We start from the raw sequence: 20,442 nt of genomic DNA on the forward strand, positions 1-20,442 counted from the left end.
TCTTATTTTTTTAGATTACTTCAATTCCTTGTTCCTCACATAGTTTCAGGCTCATCTCCTTTAGTTTGAATTTCTGGATCTTACCTGATCCCGTGAGCGGGAATTCTTTGATAAAGAACACGTACTTCGGAATTTTGTATCGGGCTATCTTACCTCGGCAGAACAGCTGCACATCCTCGGGCGTCATCTCCACACCCTCTTCCAGGATGATAAAGGCACCCACGGCCTCGCCATATTTCTTTGATGGCACAGCAGCCACCTGTACATCGCGAATGCCAGGCATGTGATACAGGAACTCCTCAATCTCGCGTGGGTAGATGTTCTCACCACCACGAATAATCATATCCTTGATACGACCCGTAATCTTGTAGAAGCCCTGCTCGTCTTTCACACCCAGGTCGCCTGAGTGCAGATAGCCATTCTTGTCGATCACCTCGGCCGTAGCCTGTGGATTCTTATAGTAACCCTTCATCACGTTAAAGCCCTTACAGCACATCTCACCCTGTACGCCAACGGGGCATTCCTCGCCGGTCTCTGGGTCGAGCACCTTCACATCTACAAATGGGAAATCGCGTCCCACAGTAGTACAACGCTGCTCAAAAGTGTCGTTCAGGCAGGTCTGCGTCATACCAGGCGAGCTCTCGGTCAGTCCGTACACGCTGGTAATCGTCATATACATCTTTTCAGATACCTGCTTCATCAGCTCGATAGGACAGAGCGATCCGGCCATGATACCTGTACGCAGACAGCTCAGGTCGAACATGTCGAACATCGGGTGGTTCAGCTCGGCTATGAACATCGTAGGCACACCGTAAACGGCGGTACAACGCTCTTTGTGTATCGAGGCCAGCACTACCAGTGGGTCGAATTTCTCAACCATCACCTCGGTACAGCCGTGCGTCAGACAGTTCATCGTGGCCAGCACCACACCGAAGCAGTGGAACAAGGGCACGCATACACACAGCTTATCGTCCTGTGTAAAGCCCATATTCTCGCCCGTAAAGTAACCATCGTTCGAAATGCCGTAGTGAGTCAGCATCACACCCTTGGGGAAACCTGTGGTACCGCTGGTGTACTGCATGTTGCACACATCGTAGCAACTCACCTGCTTCTTCATCGTGTTCAGCGTCTCGTCGTCGATATTCTGACCCAACAGCAGCAGCTCGGCGGTGTTATACATACCGCGATACTTCTCCATACCTATATATACTACGTTCTTCAGGTAGGGGAATCGCTCGCTGTTCAGATGTCCGCGCTCGCAGGTCTTCAACTCAGGCAGCATGGTGTAGGTCATATCCACATAGTTACAATCCCATGTACCATCGGTAATGCACAGCACTTCCATATCCGAGTCCTTACACAGATACTCCAGCTCGTTCTGCTTGTAGTTGGTGTTAACCGTTACCAGCACGGCACCAATCTTAGCAGTAGCATACAGGAAGGTGAGCCAGTCGGGCACATTTGTAGCCCAGATACCCACATTCGAGCCCTTCTTAACGCCGATAGATATCAGGCCCTTGGCCAGATTATCCACACGCTCGTTAAACTTGCTCCAAGTAAAGCGCAGGTCTCTATCCGAATATACTATGTATTCCTTATCAGGAGTAGTCTCAGCCCAGTACTCCAGCCATTCACCCAGAGTTCTTTCCCACAGCTTGTATCCCTCCGAGCCGGTCTCGGCTGGATAAGTTCTATCAGGCAGCGGTCTGCCCGCCATATCGTATTTTACATCACTCATCTTAATCTTTAATCTTTAATGTTTAATGTTTAAAGTATTAAAATGGTATGTAAACTACTGCCAGAATCTTTGCACTCTTGCCAGGGGCACCGTGTACGTGGTGCTTTACAATCGAGTCATAGAAAATGCTGTCGCCCTCTTTCAGGGTGTAGGTCTCCTTACCATACACAATCTCTACTTCACCCTGCATCACGTAGATAAACTCCTCACCCTCGTGGTCGCTCAACTGGAAGTTGGGGTTCTCCTCGGGGTTAATGTCAATTACGAATGGCTCCATGTGGCGACCAGCCTTCTGCTGTGCCAATGGGTGATACTCCATGTGCTTACGTGCATCAGTAGCGCCGTTGCTAAAGCTGATGCTGCTATCCTTCTCACGATCTTCGGCGCGACAAACAATAGGTCCAAGGGCATCGTTATCATCCATAAAGGTACCTAGGCGAACACCTAAAGCACGAGCGATCTTAATCAGTGGACCCAGCGATGGCAGGTTCACATCATTCTCAATACTCTCTATCTGCTCTACGGTAAGTCCGCTGCGCTCAGCTATCACGTCGATGCTGAGATTCTTGGTTTCTCTAAGGCCCTTGATTTTTGCGCCTACAACTGAATGATTATTCATCTTACTTACAAATATTTATTTACCTATTATTTCATGGGCAAAAGTACATATTTTAATCTGAAAATCAGCGTATTTTAATAGATTTTAACACGATTTTGTATCACTCTGCTAAAAATGTTGTACCTTTGCAGTCATGAAACGCATTTGTAACTTCATAGCCCGTTGGATGGGCGCATTGGTATTGGTGGTGGCAGCAGTAGCCCTGCTGGTGCCCCAGAGTCTTAACTGGATAAGCACCTATACTATTAATCCCATGTTAGGTGTCATCATGTTCGGCATGGGTCTTACCCTATCGCCAGCCGACTTCCGTATCGTGCTCAGTCGCCCCAAGGACATCCTGTTAGGCTGCCTGGCCCAGTTCACCGTTATGCCGCTGTTGGCATTCCTTATTTCGTGGGCATTGCAGCTACCCAACGAGTTGGCTTTAGGTGTTATCCTCGTAGGCTGTTGTCCTGGTGGTACCGCCTCGAATGTCATCACCTATCTGGCCAAGGGCGATCTGGCCCTGTCGGTAGGCATGACCGCCTGCTCTACCCTCCTGGCGCCTGTGCTCACCCCATTGCTGGTATGGCTCATGGCGGGCACCATGGTCAATGTAGATACCATCGGTATGCTCACCAGTATTATATATGTGGTTATCGCACCTATCGTGGCAGGTCTGTTGTGCCAGCGTTTCATGCCCCGTGCCACCCGCAGCGTCACCCCCTATCTGCCCGCCCTCTCGTCGGTGGTTATCGCCTTGGTAGTAGGCATCATCGTCAGCCATAATGCCAGTCGCCTGCTGTTAGGAGGCGCCATTGTAGTAGCAGCCGTGGTGCTGCATAATCTGTTAGGTCTCAGTGTAGGCTATGCCATCGGCCGCCTGCTACGCCTGCCCCATCCCAAGCGTGTTGCCCTCAGCATCGAGGTAGGCATGCAAAACAGCGGTCTGGCCTCATCCTTAGCCGTACTCCATTTTGCCGCCTACCCCCTGGCCACCATCCCCGGTGCCATCTTCAGCGTATGGCACAACATCAGCGGCGCCCTCGCCGCAAAACTCTATAGCAGATAGCGTGCTTAAGCTACACCACCAAGTGGGGTGATCACTTTGGACTTTGGACATTGGACATTAAGGTTTTTGCTTTTGCATTGGATGCCTATTATATAGATTATTGTAGATTTTGATATTGAATTATTAATATTATATATATTAAATATATATAATATCTTATATGGCAGTATTTATATTTGATAAATTAAAATGTCCAATGTCCAAAGTCCAAAGTCCAAAGTTAAAAAAATCAGAAAATAATTGCCAAAATATTTGCGCAATTCAATTATTTTTTGTACCTTTGCAATGTTGTTGAAAGGCAACAAAAAAGAGCGTTCAAGCCATAGAAAAATTTTTAGTAGGCCTACCAGAAAATTTCAGATGGCTACACCCGTTCAAACACGACTAAGGAAGAGGTTTTAAGAAAAAGGAAAGATTTTAACAAACCCTTTAATTTAAAACAAAATTATGGCACTTAAAGTAAAGGCAGTTGAATGTGAACGACGTAAAGGCTGGTCTGATTACCACTCGTCGTATCATCTTTACGCCAACTGTTGCTCTGAAGGAAGAGCTGGCTAACACAGCTATCCAGATTACCTGTATCGACCGCAACGGCAAGGAGGTGAAGCGTGTAACCAGTGGCGACAGCGGCGATATCGAGGACAATGAGAATGGTGGCGGCAATCAGCCAAGCAATGGCGGTAACGGTGGAAACACCGGAGGCAACCAGGGCGGCAACACCGGAGGTGGTGGTGATGAAGATGAGTCGTACGGCGATTAAGAGAAGGGTGTGCGTAATGTTGGCACACCCTCGATTTAGTTAAGAAAAACCCGCGCTTACTTACCAGTCAAAAATGCTTCGAGCTTGGCCTTGATGCCGGCATCGGTAAAGCCATACGGTGTTGTACACACAATTCGCAAATCGTAATTATTGAAGAGCTCTTTGCTGCAGTTCTGAATATCCTGTTCACTCACTTCATACTTGAAATAATTGTATGGTGGAACGTCTTTAAAAAGAGGTTTGGAATACAAGAAGTTGGCCTTGATACTGGAATGGGTATCCACAACAAAACTGTGATGAATATTGTTTAATTCCTGCCGCTGGAGTTCCTTTTGCTTTTCAATTGGTAATGGGGCGATATGCTCCTGGAAACCGTTACGTATGACATCATCCAACTTTTTGGTAACACCATCTATAAAATCACTGAGCTGCTGATCGTCGGCATATAGGTCTAAATTTTTCACAAAGTGTAATGCATAAACGGGGCGTCTAAAAAATGGGGCACTTTCATCGATCGACGTCACAACCTGTGCATGAAGCGAAGAACCAAGCATCTCGCCAATGCGGGTATATACCGCTGCTTTTCTGAGATAGTCAAGATCCTCTGAGCTGGATAGCGCCACACAAGGTTTTATGAAATAGAATTGAATAGAAAAAATAGGACCTTCTCGTTTAGTCATCAACAACTTCTGGTTGCTCAGCTCGTTCACGCTTCTTTCGGGAGCAGGCATACTGGGGCGGCTGCCGAATTTCTGCTTGATGATATCAGCGATATTGCTGGGCGCTTTGCCATACACATACAGGCACTGATTTTGTGGCACATACCAGCGCTGGTAGTAGGCTTCGAGCTGCTGGAGCGTAATGCTGCGGATGCTATTAATTTGCTTATCCAGCAGTTCATCGAGCGAACATCCATCCACGAATGTAGCCTTCTGGTAGTTGTCATGTTTTTTTGCAAGATCGTATCTACTGTTAGTGATTTCATTCACCAAAAACTCTTTCTGACGTTCCAACTCCGAAGCCGAGAATCGTGCATGACCTGCTATCTCAGCCAACAGTCCAACACACGACGCTGCATAGGCTCGCTCATTCTTTAAACGAAACAGATTATACTCTGTACACCCGTTATCAATCTCCGAACTGTAGGTAGAGATATCGGGAACAAGACCATTAACGGCACGGAATTGGGAAAATCGTTGCAGTTGCAGTTCATCGAGTTTATCCTTAAGCACACCGCATGTACCCGCAATAAGGTTTTCAGAGCAAAGCATTCTTCTTAATAAGAGCGATATGCCGGGGGTACCCTCGTCGTCGCCAGTTCCAGATTTCTGGATAAGTCGCATTTCCAGCTTGCTATCAGGAAAAAAGTTATTGCATAAATAATAGCGGAAGCCATTGTCGAGTACACCTGGAGTAATGTTCAAAGGATTTGTGATAAAGTCCTCGTACTTAACATCCCCTGACTGTGCCGATGCTTGGATGGTGAAAGCACAAGCAATCATAAAAAATAATAGTTTTGTTTTCATTACTATATCAATATTAGTGCCTCAGAAGAGCATTCAGTTTTTCGGTTATTTCTTTTTCAGGATAGTCATACGGAAGCACGCATTCTATCGTGATTTTTGACTTGTTGATGAAATTCTTGCAGTAATCAGAGATATCCTTGCCGCTGAGCACGAACGTCCAGTAGGCATCAGAATTCTCCTGCTTATATAACGGTAAGGAATAAATGAAACATACATCGGGCGGTAAAACTCTATCGATAGTATTGCCTTCGCCATTGCCCTCCTGCAGCCTTTTCATAATCTGAGCGCAGCGCAGTGCCACCTCGCCTTTCTTGAGCGTGTCCTTTGGCATTTCTATCTTAACGCCATTACTTCTGACATTGTTTACCAAAGCTGCCACACTATCCACAAAAGCCTGCAAGCCACCGCCAGGTAGTTCTTCATTGAGGTCGCACGTAAAGGTTGCAGTCAACATCAAGCGCTCTGCAACTTGATAACGAGTAACGAAGTTGCTTGCAAATTTTCGCTCCCTTATCTTTTCATTGAGGGCGTGATTGATTTGTTTCAAAGCAAAGTAATCTCTGAAGAAGTTAGGACTCGTCTTTTCTGCCTGTGTCAGAATAGGCAGCGCAAAATTCAGCGTCAACGAACATGCTGTACTTCCCCATCTCTCGATAAGCATATTCTTATCAGTGAAATCTAAGATGGTGGGCGATGGGGCAGGCACACGTGGGTGGCTGCCGAATTTACGCTTTATGATCTTCTCAATACCGTCGGGAACATTACCAGTAACCAGCAGGCACTGATTCTGAGGATGGTACCATTTACGATAGAATGCCTCAAGTTGCGACAGTGTAATCTTCTTGGCACTGTTTAATTGAACTTCACGCCATTCGGCAGGATCATATCCAAATCTGAAAACACCCAAGTTAGCATCTGCCTGTCGTGCATTTAAAACGTATTTTCGATTAGCAACCTCGTTGATCATCCTTGTCCTCTGCCTTTCCAGATCCTCGGCACAGATCTTAGAACCCTCGGCAATCTCAGATAATATCTCCATACACGAATCGGCATAGGCCAGTTCACTCTTTAGTTGATATAAGTCGAATTTCATATAATTAGCCCCTGTGAAAGCGTTGAACCCTGAGCCGTATTCCTTGCCAAGCTTTTTCAGATATTGTATTAAGGTATCTCCTGTAGCAATCGGTCGATTAGCGGTGGCCAACATATGCTCCAGGAGATGTGATATCTCTGGGGTTTCGCCATCATCATGAAACCCAGTCTTCTGCAGCAGACTCATCTGAAAAGGCTGATGTACCTCTTTAACGATGTAATACTGAAAACCATTGTCGAGCGTTCCATGAATAACATGGGAGGTATCTCTCAGCAGGAAATCCTCAAACCTGAGAGTTCCTGATTTTGCTAACGCTTGCATTCCTAGAACGCAGGCGAATAAGACTAAAAAACTTTTTAGTTTAACCATTATTGTTGTAAAATTATAGATAATATTCAGTATTTTAAGCTTTTGCAGGTGCAAAGGTATATCAAACTGGGAATATACCCTAGTCATATAGCTGTTTGTATAATGGATTATTTCCATTATCAAACAACATCAAATTCAAATATATCTGATAATCAAGAATTTACAGACTCAGCCATTAGCAGTTGTACCTGTCATTGTATCAAGACTGTATAAGGCGGGTTTGCTTGCGGGCGGCGCGCCAACGGGGGAAATACTGATCCATGAGGGCGTGGAAACGGGCGTTGTGAGTGGGCTCTAACAAATGACAGAGCTCGTGAGCTACAACATGCTCGATACACCACTCGGGGAGCAACAGGGTGTAGATAGAGAAACAGATGGCATGGGTTTTGATGTTGCACATGCCCCAACGGGATATCATGGCCTTGTAGGTGATGGCGGATGGGGTGACACCCATCTGCTGGGAATAACGCTCTACCATGGGCTCAACAATAGCTTTAAGGCGGGCAATGGCCTCGGCCCTATCCTTGCGGGTTTTAAGTGGCAGCTGACCGTAGAAGGCGGCGCGCTGCTGCTGGCGCTGGAGGGTGCGCTTACGGGCCTGCTCAATCCAGTCGAGATGCTCGGCAATGAACTTCTCGACGGTCTTCTTGGGCAGTCCGATAGGTGCAGAAACATGCACATCGCCATTTTTGGCGATGCGCATGGATAATCGGCTTGTAAACCTATATGTAAGCTTTACTTGCATGTATTACTGCTGCTTGCTCTTATCCTTGGCCTGCTTGGCAAACTTAAAGAGCTCGAGGGGCAGGTGGCAGTAGCCATCGGGATTCTTATCCAGGTAGTCCTGATGATACTCCTCGGCCGAATAGAACTTCTGCAAAGGCAGTTTTTCTACAGCCAATGGCTCTGTGTACTGGGCCTGCTGCTCGGCATAAACCTTCTCGATGACAGGCAGATCATTGGCATCCTGATAGTAGATGCCTGTACGATAGCGGGTACCCTCGTCGTGGCCCTGCTTATTCAGACTGGTAGGATCGATGGCCTTGAAGAACATCTGCAACAGGAACTCGAGACCAACTACCTCGTCGTTGTACTTGATACGAACGGTTTCGGCGTGGCCTGTGGTATCGGTATAAACCTCCTTATAGGTTGGGTTCTCGGTGTGGCCGTTGGCAAAGCCCACTTCGGTCTCAATCACACCTTCTATCTGCTTAAAGAAGTGCTCTGTACCCCAGAAGCAACCTCCAGCCAGGTAAATCTCTTTTTCCATTTTTATTATGCTTTTGTTAAATCCGGGTGCAAAGATACTACTTATTTCTGAGAAAACAAAAAAAACCGCCAGCAAAAATTGCTAGCGGTTAAACCATTTTTGTTTTGGTCGAGGTGACAGGACTCGAACCTGCGACAGCCTGGTCCCAAACCAGGAACGCTACCAACTGCGCTACACCTCGTTTTTGTTTTGCGGGTGCAAAGGTACAAAGAAAATTTGGAATACAAAAATATCAAAGCCAAAAAGTGGTATTTATTTACGTATTTTAACAAATAAGCCATTTTCACCCCCCAAAACACAAAAAAGCCTCCCAATTTGGGAGGCTAATTATAGAATTTCAATTTTCAATTCTCAATTATCAATTATTTGATAATGCCCTGCTCTACGAAAATCTTCTTCAGAGCAACTACCGAACGGTCAACCTGTTCTTTAGTGTGAGTTGCCATCAGAGCGTAGCGCACCAGTGTATCCTGAGGTGCACATGCAGGAGGAATCACGGGGTTGATAAACACACCAGCCTTGAAAGCCAGAGCGGTTACCAGGAATGTCTTATTTACATCGCGCACGTAAAGAGGAATAATAGGACTCTCGGTCTCACCAATCTCGAATCCTTCCTCGCGGAAACGCTTCAGGGCATAGTTTGTAACATCCCACAGAGCCTGGATGCGCTCGGGTTCCTGCTGAATGATGTGCAGAGCCTCGAGAGCTGCAGCTGTAGCAGCAGGTGTGTTAGATGCCGAGAAGATATAAGTGCGGCAAGTGTGACGCAGATAGTTGATGGTATCCCAATCAGCAGCGATGAAACCACCGATAGAAGCCAGACTCTTAGAGAATGTACCCATGATCAGGTCAACCTCGTCAGTAAGTCCGAAATGGTCGCAAACACCACGTCCCTGCTTACCGAATACGCCGATACCATGAGCCTCGTCAACCATGATAGAGCAGTTGTACTTGTGCTTGAGCTCAACGATAGCAGGCAGGTTAGCCAGGTCGCCCTCCATAGAGAACACGCCATCAACCACAATCAGCTTAACAGCCTCCTGAGGCAGCTTCTGAAGCACGCGCTCCAAGTCGGCCATATCGTTGTGCTTGTAGTGCAACTGACGGGCGAATGCCAAACGACGTCCGTCAACGATAGATGCGTGGTCGCGATCATCGCAGATAACGTAATCGTCCTTACTCAACAGAGCAGGGATAACACCCTGGTTTACTGAGAAACCTGTTGACAGGCACAGACAATCGTCCTTACCAATAAACTTTGAGATTTCCTTTTCGAGCTTAACATGCAGATCGAGTGTACCATTAAGGAATCGGCTTCCGGCACAACCAGAGCCATACTTGTCGAGTGCAGCCTTAGCAGCATCAATAATACGCTGGTCGCCAGTCAAGCCTGTATAGGCATTAGAGCCGAACATCAGCACCTTGTGGCCACCCATCTCAACTTCCGTTCCCTGCTTTCCTTCAATCTCGCGGAAATAGGGATATACGTCAGCCTCCATAAACTTCTGTGGCTCACGATAATGCTTGAATCTTTCTTGTAACTGTCCCATTCCGATATAGGTATAGTCTATTATTTTCTAAATTTCAGGGTGCAAAGATACACATTTTTCGGTAAAACGTGCAAGTTTTTACCAAGAAATAGTTAGTTTTTGCTATTTTTCTTGTCTTTAGGGGTATTTTTTCGCCCAAATTTCGTAAATTTGCACCATAATTATGACGAAGAAGAGAAAAATTACATTTATTTTGAACCCCAAATCGGGAACCACTTCAAAGGCCGAGGTTCCTGCTCTGATAGGACAGATTATCGACAAAGATCTGTTCGACACCGAAATATGCTTTACTGAATACCGAGGACACGCTGCTGAGATAGCAAAACGTAAGGCCGAAGAAGGCGTTGACGTAGTAGTTGCCGTGGGTGGCGACGGCACCGTAAACGAGGTGGCACGATCGCTGGTACACACCAATACAGCCCTGGGCATCGTACCCTGCGGCAGCGGCAACGGACTGGCCCGACACCTGTGTGTGCCCATGGACATCAAGAAAGCCATCGGCATGATTAACAGTTGTAAGATTGATTCGTTTGATTATGGCGTGATTAACGGCATGCCCTTCTTCTGTACTTGCGGCATGGGGTTCGACGCCTTTATATCGCTGAAGTTTGCCGAAGCTGGCAAGCGCGGTCCCATCACTTACGTTGAAACCGTGCTGAAAGAGGGACTGAAATACAAGCCCGAGACATACGAGGTGAGCGACGACACCGGAGCACGCAAGTACAAGGCATATCTGATAGCCTGCGCCAACGCCTCGCAGTATGGCAATAATGCCTATATAGCCCCAGGAGCCACCATGAAGGATGGCGAGATGGACGTGATTATCATGGAACCATTTACAGCACTCGACGCACCACAGATTGCCGCCGACCTGTTTATGAAAACCATGCACAACAACTCGAAAATAAAAACTTTCCGCACCAAAACACTGCATATCACCCGTAAGCAGCCAGGTGCCATACACTACGATGGCGACCCGATTATGACGGATGCCGAGATTGATGTGCACATTGAGCCACAGGGTATCAAGATTCTGACTAACCCTGAGGCTGAAGAGGATGCCGGACAGCCCAACGCAGTGCTGAATGCCTTTAGCGACTTCTTTAATAATATAAATAATGTACGCGAGGACATTGAGCGACAAGGGCACCGAATCCAGGTAATCAACAAGGTGCTTTTGCGTAAGCTTACCAAATTATGATGCAGCAGATTGTTGTTTATTTCATCTTAGCTTGTGCGATTGGTTATGCCGCGTGGTGGGTTTACCAGCGGCTACAAAACACCAATGATCCGTGCGAAGGTTGCGACGGATGCCAGCTAAAAGAGCTGAAAGAACACGCAAAACAGTGCAAGAAACAGAAAAAAAGCGGTTGCTGCGCGAAAAAGTAGCTAAAAAATTTGGTAGTCTCAGAAAATCTCAGTACCTTTGCACCCGCATTTGAGAAAATGTCAGTCATTCTTTTTACCTGGTGCCTTGGATGAGTGGCTTAGTCAACGGTCTGCAAAACCGTCTACGGCGGTTCGAATCCGCCAGGCACCTCTGAAAAATCCTCAGCAAACGCTGAGGATTTTTTGTTGTCCTGATGTTTAATCTTCAGGTGCGAGAATATCGCCAATCTCTTCGATTTCTTCCTCGTCGAACCAACGGCTAAGCTTACTCTTGGCCTGCTCAACGATTTCGGGATCGATACCTGTCCACACCTTCTTCAGCACGTACAGCAGCACAGCCAAGTCGTCGGTAAGTCCGGCTATGGGGATGGCATCGGGAATCACATCGAGCGGACTGATCATGTAACCCAGAGCACCAATGATGATAGCCTTATCGGCCTTGCTCACCTTGTCGCTCTGCAGGGTGTAATAAAGTATCAGTGCCGCATAAACCAGTTTGGCACCAGCGCGCTTAGCAATACGCGCAATCTTCTCGGCAAATTCTGTCTGCGAAAACTTGTTCGCATAACTCATAAAATCGGGTAATTCCATCTTTTACTCTCCTTTGGTTAAGTTACTATTTTATTTTGTTATTCTGATAATTCTGATTCCAGTATGCGAGGGATGCTTTTTAAGATACTGATAGAGCGTCATGGGCTCTAACACCACCTTGTGATGCAGCTGCGAGGCATTCAGCAGATGCAGTCCGTCGGCACGCCATACGGCAAAGCCTAAGTGGGCGATATCAAGTCCGGCCTTATTGCAGGTAATGGCAATAATATCACCATCCTTGATAGCCTTACGCAACAGCTGACTCTTCCCCACCAGTTTTTTAGGAATATAGCGGTACTTGGCACCCGACACCTGACGCTCCTGCTTGGCGATAGCGCTTACATACTCAGGATGCTCCTTCAGGGCTTGATAGCTCTTAGGATGGGTACTCATATAGTTAACCTTGACGGTTTGTACAGCAGTAAAGGGTGGATTGGGGGCCTGCACCTCACTTACTACCCCAGCCTTGGTATTATCGGTAATCCACTCGGTAAAATAATGCAACCTGCTGGGATAGCCATTAATTACCCCACCACGATAGCGCAAACCTACTAACGCCTGCTGATAGGCCAACCACGAGTAATCCTTGCGCTGAGCACAGAGGGTAAGGGCTGTAACGGTTTCGACCAGCGTGGTGCAATCCAACTGACGGGTGTTTACCACCAAGCGTTCCTGCATATCGCCTTCGAGGGTATGTGCCACATAGGGGATACCCACAAACTTCTGGGCAAAAAACAGCGGCATACAGGTTGATGCAGGCTGCTTTTTAGCCTCGGCCAGCAAGCGACAGATAGTGGCGCTATCCTGAGGCAACGCTTTTACACTGCCCAAACCTGCGGCATACGACGTAAGGCAGGCAGTAATACCTATTATGATATATAAGATACGTTTCATGTTTTACGATATTTCTTTTTTAACATAAAATTATAGCCGATATAGGCATTGAACGAGCCAAAGATATTATTAGCCGTGAATCGCGACGTACGATAGTTGTTGGTGCGCAGGATAGCACTCCAACCGGCATACCATCGCGTATTATTGTAGACCATACCAAATCGGCCAATACCATCCATATTCACCTTATCAAAGCTGAACCCCTTCTTCTCGTCGGCTATTTCGCCATAGCTCGACTTATAGCAGAGGGCAAGCTGGGCACTGGCACAGAACAGCCAGTTTTTGGCAAACACCCAGTTATAGGCGTAGCCACCCGATATCATGAAATCGCTGTACTTGATGTCGCTGAACATCAAGCCCGAATCGAGCTGCAGTTCCTGACTACGATCCATGCGCGACTTGAGTGTGGTCTGCAGTTTATCGTAGTCCATATCGAGTGTATTCTTGGTATAGCCGATACCCGCCATCCAGGAGCCACAACTAATCTTCTGACAGGTACTCTGACTGAAGGCCGCAGGATAAGAGAACCGCCCGTGATTGAAGATGTAATAGGCGCTGGCACCGGTGATGCCCACATTCACACCATCAAAAGGCACACCCTCGAACAAGTCGCCATTCATGCCGTAGCCCAGGCGCACATCGCGGATTTTGTAATCGTTGCCTGTGCGGCGATAGAAGATATCGATACCCACCTGCGACGAATAGATACTCAGATCAAACTCCTTACGCAAGCCATTCTGACTAAAGCCGATATTCTTGATATCGAACGTATAGCCCAGGAAGAACCAACGCCAACCAAAGTAAGGACCGATTTTGGTAAGTCCGTCGGGCGACAGTTTAATCTGCTGCCCGTTGCTGCTCAAAACAAAACTCTCGTAAGTGCGGGTAATCTGTCCCATCACCGTAAACTCGTAGTGCTGGGGTTCGATATATTCATCGTTCAGTCGGTCGAACTCGCGTACGGTTCGGCGAATCAGGCCCAACTCACCTTTGGTACCGACGGTATCAACGGATAGTGTGTCGGGCTCAGCAGCCAAAGCGCTCAGCCTCACCATCATCCATAACAACACCATCAGTCCCTTCTTCATATAGCCAAAAAACAATCAAAATTTGCCCAGAATACGGTCCATCACCCAGTTAACAGGCGTGGCCGACACGCTGGTACACTCGCAAACGCCAAGGCCCTGCAAATGCTCAATCATATTCTTAATAAGCGGATATTGCACGTAAGGCGGATTGGGTACCGTGATGCGCTCTTCGCCCTGATTGGTTTGCAAGCGGATGGGGGTATAATCGAACACAGAGAAGCTTACCTGACCCTCGGTTCCGATAATCTCGATACAATCCTCGCGAGCCGACTCGTGGGCCACATAACACCACGAACCGCTACCCGGCAAACCATTCTCAAACTGGAAACAAGCACTCACTGAATCCTCGGCCTTGTACAGTCCACCACGATTGCTACAGATACCTCGCGCCTCAAGAATCACACCAAACATATCCTGCAACAGGTCGAGCTGATGGGGTGCCATATCGTAGAAATAACCACCACCCGCAATGTCGGGCTGCAAGCGCCAAGGCAACGGCTCGTGATTGGCAATCGCATCCAGATCGGCCTGACGAGGGGGTTCGGTATAGCGTATCTGTACGTTAATAATCTTTCCTATCCTACCACTTTCAACAATTTCCTTAACTTTCTGAAAATAAGGTAGATATCTGCGATAATAAGCTACAAAACAGGGCACACCGGTCTGCTCACTAATGCGGTTGATACGGGCACAATCCTCGTAACTGGCTGCCAGCGGTTTCTCAACATAAACAGGCTTGCCGGCCTTCATGGCCATAATGGCATAAGTGGCATGACTAGAGGGTGGTGTGGCTACATAAATAGCATTCACATCAGGATCATCAATCATCTCCTGCGCATCGGTGTACCATTTGGCGATACCATGCTGAACGGCATAAGTACGTGCATGCTTCTCGGTGCGACTCATCACAGCCACCACACTCGAGCCTTCAACCTCGCTGAAAGCGGGACCGCTCTTCTTCTCGGTCACTTCGCCACAGCCTATAAAACCCCATCTTAATAACTTCATTATTAAAAAATTTGCTGCAAAGATAAAAAAAATCCGTGTAATCCGTGCAATCCGTGCCTAAAAATTACTATCTTTGCACGCGAAAAAATGATATTTGCAATGGATACAGAGAAAAAAGAGATAGAAATGAAGGTGCGTAGCAGTCAGGCTTGCATTCGCGACGGCTACCAGTTGTACAGTGCTAACTTCCGAAAGATATTCCGCGCCACCTGGTGGCTGGCCATCGGCTTTGCACTCCTGGCGGCTGTGGCTCAGGCTTTGCCTGTACTGATTTCACCTACCCTACTCTTACCCGCCTCGATACTAGCTATAGTAGCCGTAGGCCTCTGGCTGGCTGCAGCCAAATGGCGCCTGAAGAAACTGCAGATGCTGCCCCCGGTAACCCTGCGCTACGGCTCGTGGCTGACACACGTAGGCAAACTGCTGTTAGTGAGCATTGTGTGTCTGGTTATCGTTGCTGTTCTGGCACTATTAACCACCCTGCCAACCGTGATACTGATTACCGCCAACTGGCAATCGCAGGTAGGTATGCTTTACGGCGACCCATCGGGTATGCCCGAGAACGTGAAATGGCTGAGCATCGCGGTATTCGCCATAGCAGGCTTTATTCAGGCTTACGTATGGCTGACAATGGTGCTGCCCATGTATCTGGTTAAGATTTCAATGTACATGCAGGACAAAGAGAAAGAAGAATTCAACAAAAAAACAATATGAAAAAGATTTTATTTATCGACCGCGACGGAACGCTGATTGAGGAGCCTGCCGATGAGCAGATAGACAGCTTTGAGAAGCTGAAGTTTGTAAAAGGAATGATACGCAACCTTGCCTTTATCCGCGAGAAACTGGACTTTGAGTTTGTGATGGTTAGTAATCAGGATGGCTTAGGAACAAAGAGTTTCCCCGAAGACACATTCTGGCCCGTACATAACTTTATCCTACAAACACTTGAGGGCGAAGGCATTACCTTCGACGAGATACTGATAGACCCTCACTTCCCCGAAGACAATGCACCAACCCGTAAGCCAAATATCGGATTGGTAGAAAAATATATTAACAATCCCGACTACGATATCGCCAACTCGTATGTGATTGGCGATCGCGAAACCGACCGACAGTTCGCACAGAACATAGGCTGCAAATCGCTGATTCTGAGCGACGAGGGTATTACCTGGGCAAAGATTGCCGAACTGCTGTTTGCCGGTGAGCGTACAGCCGAGGTGAAACGCACCACGAAGGAGACCGACATCTGGGTAAAAGTAAACCTTGACGGATCGGGTAAGTGCGACATCAGCACGGGTCTGGGATTCTTCGACCACATGCTGGAGCAGATTGGTAAGCATGGTATGATAGACCTGACCATCCACACCAAAGGTGATCTGGAGGTTGACGAACACCACACCATCGAGGATACTGCCATCGCCTTAGGCGAATGTATCCTGCAGGCTCTGGGCGATAAGCGTGGTATTGAGCGCTATGGTTACTGCTTGCCAATGGACGACTGCCTGTGCTCAGCCTGTCTGGATTTCGGCGGTCGCCCCTGGCTGGTTTGGGATGCCGAATTCCATCGCGAAAAAATCGGCGAAATGCCTACCGAAATGTTCCTGCACTTCTTCAAGAGTCTGAGCGACGCATCTAAGATGAACCTGAACATCAAGGCCGAAGGACAGAACGAGCATCACAAGATCGAAGGCATATTCAAAGCCCTGGCAAGAGCACTGAAAATGGCTGTACGCCGCGACATTTATCACTACGAACTCCCTTCAACGAAGGGAATGTTGTAGAAACAAAAAAAATCCCAGTCCAAATTTTCTGGACTGGGATTTTCCTTTTACAGGTTCTGTATCACTCCCCTGCCTATCCCCGTTAGTTTTTCAAGTTGTCGTATCGATGCCCCCTTCTTTCTCAAGTCCGCCAGCGTCTTCAGTTGTTCCGCCCTTGTAAGCCCTAAAAACTCTATCATACTGGTAGTTTTAGTCATATCATATAGCATCACCAGCACCTGGTCGTCCTTAGGTCGTCGCATCTCATCCGTCAACGGACCTATACATGCCGCCTGCCGGGGCACTGGTGCCGATAGCATCCGCACCACATCCTCTTGGGATAGATGCTGATAGTTAGCTGGTATCTCGCAAATACGCGGCAGTTCACTCTCCTCCCCGGCATACTCATGCCAACTGCTATACGGATAGTGCTCGGCATCCCACACCTTCATGCGCTCCGGCGACTGACTGATATATCTCAGCACCGTGTTCCATCGCTCCTCATTTTCCACCGGTTCGCTTGCAAACCTCGCCCTGTAGATGGCGCCGTCGCGGTCGTATTTATCATTAAAGTAGTGTGCGTAGGCCGCCGCTATGCGTCCCATCGTCACACTCACGGTATCCGCCTCCTCCTTCAGCATCAGGTGAAAGTGGTCCGGCAGCAAACAATACGCATACACAGTAAAGTAGCGCTCCTCACCATCCTTCGACTTCTGTAACCTCTCCAGTATCTCCACAAACGTCCGGTAGTCCTCATCATCTATGTAGATGTCACGGTGCCTCACGCCCTGCATCAGCACATGATACACCCCCGAACGTGCCCTCACTCTCGGTTTCCTAGCCATAAAAAATCCTCAAAAACTATTAGGAGTGCCAAGCCCCAAAGCCTTGCACTCCCTTATTATTTACGCCCCAATCAGGGTTTTAGAAAAAATCAATTTTGAAAAATAATCCACAGAATATTTTGTATTTCCAATAAATATTTGTAACTTAGCCGCCAAATATTAAATATAACAATATGGAAGCAGTAAAATTTAGCCCCGCCCAAATGCATCTGGTCACTTTGATGTCACACATCAAGTCGACTGCCGCGTTAGACCAGCTTAAAGATCAGTTGGCAGATTTCTATGCCCGCCAGGTCGATGAAGAAATGGAACAACTATGGGAGTCTGGCGAGTGGAACGAACAAAAGCTCCAGAGCCTTGAGGATGCCCATTTCCGTACACATTATAAATAATGGTGCAAATGCGACACGTTGTCATAGACACCAATTGTCTTATACAGATAATTTCCCTGCACAGTCCATATCGTCCAATATGGAATGCCTTTTTGGCGGGGAAATTCCAATTATGTATTTCCAATGAGATACTTGAAGAATACCAAGAAATCATCGGGCAGCAAACTACAGCACGTATCGCAGAGAATGTCATTTTGCTTATACTGAACAGGAGAAATGTCACCTTTGTTGATCCCCATTTCCGCATGGGACTAATAACAGAAGACCCTGATGACAACAAATTCGTCGACTGCGCTTTTGCGGCAAATGCAGAATACCTTGTATCCAACGACAACCATTTCAAGGTATTAAACCATACACCTTTTCCCCAGCTGAACCTCGTAAAATTGGCAGACTTTCTTCCCATCGTTTCTACTCTGTAGTCATTGGTTACTACACACCCCAAGTCTTACACTCCCCTATCGTAAATATGTAAAAATGACGTATACACTCAAAAGGACACCTTTGGGACACCAAATCGAGTTTTCTTCGACAAGCGAAGCGACAACCCCAACTGGTCCGAAAGACGCATATCGACATGCTCAACAAGGTGCAGATATAATATCTCCCTCCTGCAATGGTTCATACTTTCCGTTCTTCATTCGCGAAACAGGAACCTGTCACGGTGTTTCAGGGATTCATTTACAATAAAAAGCCTTATACCATTGGGCAAAAGCTCTCAATCCCTCCCTTAACGTTATTTTGGGGGTGAATCCAAAATCGCGTTCTAGGGCTGTGGCATCGGCGTAGGTGGTGGGGACGTCGCCGGGTTGCATCGCAACCAATTCTTTGTGGGCCTCGAAGTCGAAGTCTGCGGGAAGGACACCTGCTCGCACCAGTTCCTCTTGCAGAATCTGCACAAAATCCAGTAGGTTCTCTGGCTGACCGCCTCCGATGTTATATACTGCGTATGGAGGGATGGGCAGGCCATCTTCACCCTTCTTACGTTCTGGTGCGCCTTGCATCACACGATATACGCCCTCTACGATGTCATCTACATACGTAAAGTCACGACGGCAGTTGCCATAGTTGAATATCTGGATGGTTTCACCCTTCAGTAGTTTGTTGGTAAAGCCGAAGTACGCCATATCAGGACGACCAGCGGGGCCATACACCGTAAAGAAGCGCAAGCCCGTGGTTGGAATGTCATACAACTTTGAATAGCAGTGAGCAAAAAGCTCATTGCTCTTCTTCGTAGCTGCATACAGTGACACAGGATTATCCACACGGTCATCTGTACTGAATGGGACCTTCTTGTTGCCACCATACACGGAACTTGAAGAAGCATATACCAGATGCTCTACAGGATTATGCCTGCACGCCTCCAAGATGTTATAGAACCCAATCATATTGCTCTGAATATAGGCATCAGGATTGGTGATGCTATATCGCACACCAGCCTGTGCAGCCAGATTCACCACCAACTGCGGTTTATACTCCTCAAAGATGCTGTCAATGGTCTGCTTGTCTGCGATATCTCCCTTGACAAACTTCCATGTAGAGCCTTCAGTAACTGCGGTGTTCAACTCATTCAAGCGATACTCCTTCAGTGCCACATCATAGTAGTCGTTCATATTGTCGATACCAATGATGGTAGCACCCTTCACGTCCTTAAAGAGCCGCTTCACCAGGTTCGATCCAATAAACCCAGCAGCCCCTGTTACAAATATCGTTTTATTATTCAGTTCAATTTTCTCCATAATTATATTTATTTTCCCCTGCTTGGCAAGTTCGCAAGCTTCGTAATATGTATCGAGACTGCCAATATCAAATCGTCCGGCACTCATGGGCCAGGCATGCATCGTGGTATGCTCCACCATATAATGCGCCAGATTCCCCGGTGCATCCTTACCACAGCCATTCTCTACTGAGTGGCGCACCAAATCGAGGTCTTTCTTCTGATAGATATAGAATGGTGGCACAGCCCAGTGACTCTTTGGCACCTGAGGCTTCTCCTCCATGCCCAGCACCCGATAATTCTCATCCAACTCCACGACTCCCGTCCTTTGCAGTTTCTCTATTGAAGGCTGCTCATGACACATGATGCAACTCGTTCCCTTCTCACGAGCAAAGTCCACAAACTCTTGGAACGAGAAAAACAGCAGATTATCAGCAGCCACTACCAGCAAATCATCATCGATGTGGAGTTTATCCATTGCAAACAACAAATCGCATACAGCTCCTAGGCGAGTGTCATTAGTCTCTGTCCCATCATCAACGATGGTAATAGGCTTGCTATAATGCAAATCCTTCTTCCAGTCCTCGAAAATACTAGCAAACTTATGATTTGTAATAATGATATGTTCATCTATCTCAGGAATTCTGTCGATATCGTCCAGCATCCTTTCCAAAATGGTATTCTCTCCTATCTTCAACAATGGCTTCGGGAAATTCTTCGTCAACTCTCCTAACCTCGTGGCGTAACCTGCCGCTATAACTATATTCTTCACGTTTTACCTT

Annotated in this window: 20 protein-coding genes, 2 tRNA genes and 1 pseudogene; 9 read left to right on the forward strand and 14 right to left on the reverse strand. The window is 47.3% G+C overall.

Annotated features, from left to right (window positions below):
- Window positions 1-10: 10 nt before the first annotated feature.
- Both BLU97_RS11355 and BLU97_RS11360 read right to left on the reverse strand, forming a co-directional pair.
- Window positions 11-1,717 (reverse strand): AMP-binding protein, encoded by a 1,707-nt coding sequence (locus BLU97_RS11355; protein ID WP_074761836.1) that lies wholly within the window; start codon window positions 1,715-1,717, stop codon window positions 11-13.
- 58 nt (window positions 1,718-1,775) lie between these two features.
- Window positions 1,776-2,357, reverse strand: a complete 582-nt coding sequence (locus BLU97_RS11360) for a helix-turn-helix domain-containing protein (protein WP_013063601.1) — start codon at window positions 2,355-2,357, stop codon at window positions 1,776-1,778.
- 133 nt (window positions 2,358-2,490) lie between these two features.
- Between BLU97_RS11360 and BLU97_RS11365 the strand changes: the two genes are divergently transcribed.
- Together BLU97_RS11365 and BLU97_RS11370 are read left to right on the forward strand one after the other, a co-directional pair.
- Window positions 2,491-3,408, forward strand: coding sequence for a bile acid:sodium symporter family protein (locus BLU97_RS11365; RefSeq protein WP_074761671.1), 918 nt, complete (start codon window positions 2,491-2,493; stop codon window positions 3,406-3,408).
- Between the two features lie 475 nt (window positions 3,409-3,883).
- A pseudogene (locus tag BLU97_RS11370) lies at window positions 3,884-4,168 on the forward strand (DNA-binding protein); the annotation flags it as partial.
- A gap of 56 nt (window positions 4,169-4,224) precedes the next feature.
- Here the strand turns inward: BLU97_RS11370 and BLU97_RS11375 are convergent.
- The 6 genes from BLU97_RS11375 to spt all read right to left on the reverse strand — a co-directional run bounded on the left by BLU97_RS11375 (window position 4,225) and on the right by spt (window position 9,976).
- On the reverse strand, window positions 4,225-5,694 hold the full coding sequence (locus BLU97_RS11375) for an insulinase family protein (RefSeq protein WP_081353000.1): 1,470 nt from the start codon (window positions 5,692-5,694) through the stop codon (window positions 4,225-4,227).
- Between the two features lie 13 nt (window positions 5,695-5,707).
- Window positions 5,708-7,108, reverse strand: a complete 1,401-nt coding sequence (locus BLU97_RS11380) for a M16 family metallopeptidase (RefSeq protein ID WP_175456372.1) — start codon at window positions 7,106-7,108, stop codon at window positions 5,708-5,710.
- Window positions 7,109-7,355: 247 nt separating this feature from the next.
- Window positions 7,356-7,859 (reverse strand): M48 family metallopeptidase, encoded by a 504-nt coding sequence (locus BLU97_RS11385; RefSeq protein ID WP_074761675.1) that lies wholly within the window; start codon window positions 7,857-7,859, stop codon window positions 7,356-7,358.
- A gap of 45 nt (window positions 7,860-7,904) precedes the next feature.
- Window positions 7,905-8,426: a peptide-methionine (S)-S-oxide reductase MsrA gene (msrA, locus tag BLU97_RS11390; protein WP_028912264.1), complete on the reverse strand. Its 522-nt coding sequence runs from the start codon at window positions 8,424-8,426 to the stop codon at window positions 7,905-7,907.
- Between the two features lie 105 nt (window positions 8,427-8,531).
- Window positions 8,532-8,607, reverse strand: a tRNA-Pro gene (locus BLU97_RS11395).
- A gap of 181 nt (window positions 8,608-8,788) precedes the next feature.
- Entirely contained in the window at window positions 8,789-9,976 is a 1,188-nt protein-coding gene (gene spt / locus BLU97_RS11400; protein WP_074761676.1) for a serine palmitoyltransferase, read from the reverse strand.
- 163 nt (window positions 9,977-10,139) lie between these two features.
- Here spt and BLU97_RS11405 point away from each other — a divergent pair, with 163 nt between their 5' ends.
- The 3 genes from BLU97_RS11405 (at window position 10,140) to BLU97_RS11415 (ending at window position 11,516) form a co-directional block, all read left to right on the forward strand.
- The gene (locus BLU97_RS11405; protein WP_074761677.1) at window positions 10,140-11,177 is read left to right on the forward strand and encodes a diacylglycerol/lipid kinase family protein; all 1,038 of its coding nucleotides are present in this window, start codon (window positions 10,140-10,142) and stop codon (window positions 11,175-11,177) included.
- Window positions 11,174-11,365 carry a hypothetical protein gene (locus BLU97_RS11410; RefSeq protein WP_074761678.1) on the forward strand — a complete coding sequence of 64 codons (192 nt, stop codon included), beginning with the start codon at window positions 11,174-11,176 and terminating at the stop codon, window positions 11,363-11,365. Before BLU97_RS11405 ends, BLU97_RS11410 begins: the two co-directional genes overlap by 4 nt.
- Before the next feature lie 79 nt (window positions 11,366-11,444).
- Window positions 11,445-11,516 (forward strand) — tRNA-Cys (locus BLU97_RS11415).
- Window positions 11,517-11,563: 47 nt separating this feature from the next.
- Here BLU97_RS11415 and BLU97_RS11420 read toward each other — a convergent pair.
- From BLU97_RS11420 to BLU97_RS11435, 4 genes are read right to left on the reverse strand one after another with little or no spacing between them, the layout of a single operon-like run.
- Window positions 11,564-11,956 (reverse strand): YkvA family protein, encoded by a 393-nt coding sequence (locus BLU97_RS11420; RefSeq protein ID WP_013064268.1) that lies wholly within the window; start codon window positions 11,954-11,956, stop codon window positions 11,564-11,566.
- A 30-nt stretch (window positions 11,957-11,986) separates the two neighbouring features.
- On the reverse strand, window positions 11,987-12,850 hold the full coding sequence (locus BLU97_RS11425; protein ID WP_074761679.1) for an N-acetylmuramoyl-L-alanine amidase-like domain-containing protein: 864 nt from the start codon (window positions 12,848-12,850) through the stop codon (window positions 11,987-11,989).
- Window positions 12,847-13,938 carry a DUF4421 domain-containing protein gene (locus BLU97_RS11430; protein WP_254771716.1) on the reverse strand — a complete coding sequence of 364 codons (1,092 nt, stop codon included), beginning with the start codon at window positions 13,936-13,938 and terminating at the stop codon, window positions 12,847-12,849. The genes BLU97_RS11425 and BLU97_RS11430 overlap by 4 nt, the downstream gene beginning before the upstream one ends.
- Window positions 13,939-13,953: 15 nt before the next feature.
- Window positions 13,954-14,946, reverse strand: coding sequence for a Gfo/Idh/MocA family protein (locus tag BLU97_RS11435; RefSeq protein ID WP_074761680.1), 993 nt, complete (start codon window positions 14,944-14,946; stop codon window positions 13,954-13,956).
- A gap of 99 nt (window positions 14,947-15,045) precedes the next feature.
- Here BLU97_RS11435 and BLU97_RS11440 point away from each other — a divergent pair, with 99 nt between their 5' ends.
- Complete coding sequence (locus BLU97_RS11440; RefSeq protein WP_074761681.1) at window positions 15,046-15,660, forward strand: hypothetical protein; 615 nt, start codon at window positions 15,046-15,048, stop codon at window positions 15,658-15,660.
- Complete coding sequence (gene hisB, locus BLU97_RS11445; protein WP_074761682.1) at window positions 15,657-16,727, forward strand: bifunctional histidinol-phosphatase/imidazoleglycerol-phosphate dehydratase HisB; 1,071 nt, start codon at window positions 15,657-15,659, stop codon at window positions 16,725-16,727. The genes BLU97_RS11440 and hisB overlap by 4 nt, the downstream gene beginning before the upstream one ends.
- Window positions 16,728-16,774: 47 nt before the next feature.
- Here the strand turns inward: hisB and BLU97_RS11450 are convergent, their stop codons facing one another.
- Window positions 16,775-17,551 carry a transposase gene (locus BLU97_RS11450; protein ID WP_074761683.1) on the reverse strand — a complete coding sequence of 259 codons (777 nt, stop codon included), beginning with the start codon at window positions 17,549-17,551 and terminating at the stop codon, window positions 16,775-16,777.
- Between the two features lie 173 nt (window positions 17,552-17,724).
- On the opposite strand from BLU97_RS11450, the gene BLU97_RS11455 reads away from it, so the two are divergent.
- Window positions 17,725-17,943 (forward strand): hypothetical protein, encoded by a 219-nt coding sequence (locus BLU97_RS11455; protein ID WP_074761684.1) that lies wholly within the window; start codon window positions 17,725-17,727, stop codon window positions 17,941-17,943.
- Window positions 17,944-17,951: 8 nt separating this feature from the next.
- A complete protein-coding gene (locus tag BLU97_RS11460; RefSeq protein ID WP_074761838.1) occupies window positions 17,952-18,365 on the forward strand; it encodes a putative toxin-antitoxin system toxin component, PIN family in 414 nt (137 codons plus the stop codon).
- A gap of 255 nt (window positions 18,366-18,620) precedes the next feature.
- Here BLU97_RS11460 and BLU97_RS16460 read toward each other — a convergent pair whose 3' ends face one another.
- Window positions 18,621-20,432, reverse strand: a complete 1,812-nt coding sequence (locus tag BLU97_RS16460; protein WP_081353003.1) for an NAD-dependent epimerase/dehydratase family protein — start codon at window positions 20,430-20,432, stop codon at window positions 18,621-18,623.
- Window positions 20,433-20,442 lie beyond the last annotated feature (10 nt).

It is taken from the genome of Xylanibacter ruminicola (genome assembly GCF_900107775.1).
Lineage (GTDB): Bacteria > Bacteroidota > Bacteroidia > Bacteroidales > Bacteroidaceae > Prevotella > Prevotella ruminicola_C.

What these genes read in the sequence shown, in the direction of transcription:
- BLU97_RS11355 (WP_074761836.1), bottom strand. Translation starts at nt 1,717, where the DNA reads ATGGCGGGCAGACCGCTGCCTGATAGAACTTATCCAGCCGAGACCGGC.
- BLU97_RS11360 (WP_013063601.1), bottom strand. Translation starts at nt 2,357, where the DNA reads ATGAATAATCATTCAGTTGTAGGCGCAAAAATCAAGGGCCTTAGAGAA.
- BLU97_RS11365 (WP_074761671.1), top strand. Translation starts at nt 2,491, where the DNA reads ATGAAACGCATTTGTAACTTCATAGCCCGTTGGATGGGCGCATTGGTA.
- BLU97_RS11375 (WP_081353000.1), bottom strand. Translation starts at nt 5,694, where the DNA reads ATGAAAACAAAACTATTATTTTTTATGATTGCTTGTGCTTTCACCATC.
- BLU97_RS11380 (WP_175456372.1), bottom strand. Translation starts at nt 7,108, where the DNA reads ATGCAAGCGTTAGCAAAATCAGGAACTCTCAGGTTTGAGGATTTCCTG.
- BLU97_RS11385 (WP_074761675.1), bottom strand. Translation starts at nt 7,859, where the DNA reads ATGCGCATCGCCAAAAATGGCGATGTGCATGTTTCTGCACCTATCGGA.
- msrA (WP_028912264.1), bottom strand. Translation starts at nt 8,426, where the DNA reads ATGGAAAAAGAGATTTACCTGGCTGGAGGTTGCTTCTGGGGTACAGAG.
- spt (WP_074761676.1), bottom strand. Translation starts at nt 9,976, where the DNA reads ATGGGACAGTTACAAGAAAGATTCAAGCATTATCGTGAGCCACAGAAG.
- BLU97_RS11405 (WP_074761677.1), top strand. Translation starts at nt 10,140, where the DNA reads ATGACGAAGAAGAGAAAAATTACATTTATTTTGAACCCCAAATCGGGA.
- BLU97_RS11410 (WP_074761678.1), top strand. Translation starts at nt 11,174, where the DNA reads ATGATGCAGCAGATTGTTGTTTATTTCATCTTAGCTTGTGCGATTGGT.
- BLU97_RS11420 (WP_013064268.1), bottom strand. Translation starts at nt 11,956, where the DNA reads ATGGAATTACCCGATTTTATGAGTTATGCGAACAAGTTTTCGCAGACA.
- BLU97_RS11425 (WP_074761679.1), bottom strand. Translation starts at nt 12,850, where the DNA reads ATGAAACGTATCTTATATATCATAATAGGTATTACTGCCTGCCTTACG.
- BLU97_RS11430 (WP_254771716.1), bottom strand. Translation starts at nt 13,938, where the DNA reads ATGAAGAAGGGACTGATGGTGTTGTTATGGATGATGGTGAGGCTGAGC.
- BLU97_RS11435 (WP_074761680.1), bottom strand. Translation starts at nt 14,946, where the DNA reads ATGAAGTTATTAAGATGGGGTTTTATAGGCTGTGGCGAAGTGACCGAG.
- BLU97_RS11440 (WP_074761681.1), top strand. Translation starts at nt 15,046, where the DNA reads ATGGATACAGAGAAAAAAGAGATAGAAATGAAGGTGCGTAGCAGTCAG.
- hisB (WP_074761682.1), top strand. Translation starts at nt 15,657, where the DNA reads ATGAAAAAGATTTTATTTATCGACCGCGACGGAACGCTGATTGAGGAG.
- BLU97_RS11450 (WP_074761683.1), bottom strand. Translation starts at nt 17,551, where the DNA reads ATGGCTAGGAAACCGAGAGTGAGGGCACGTTCGGGGGTGTATCATGTG.
- BLU97_RS11455 (WP_074761684.1), top strand. Translation starts at nt 17,725, where the DNA reads ATGGAAGCAGTAAAATTTAGCCCCGCCCAAATGCATCTGGTCACTTTG.
- BLU97_RS11460 (WP_074761838.1), top strand. Translation starts at nt 17,952, where the DNA reads ATGCGACACGTTGTCATAGACACCAATTGTCTTATACAGATAATTTCC.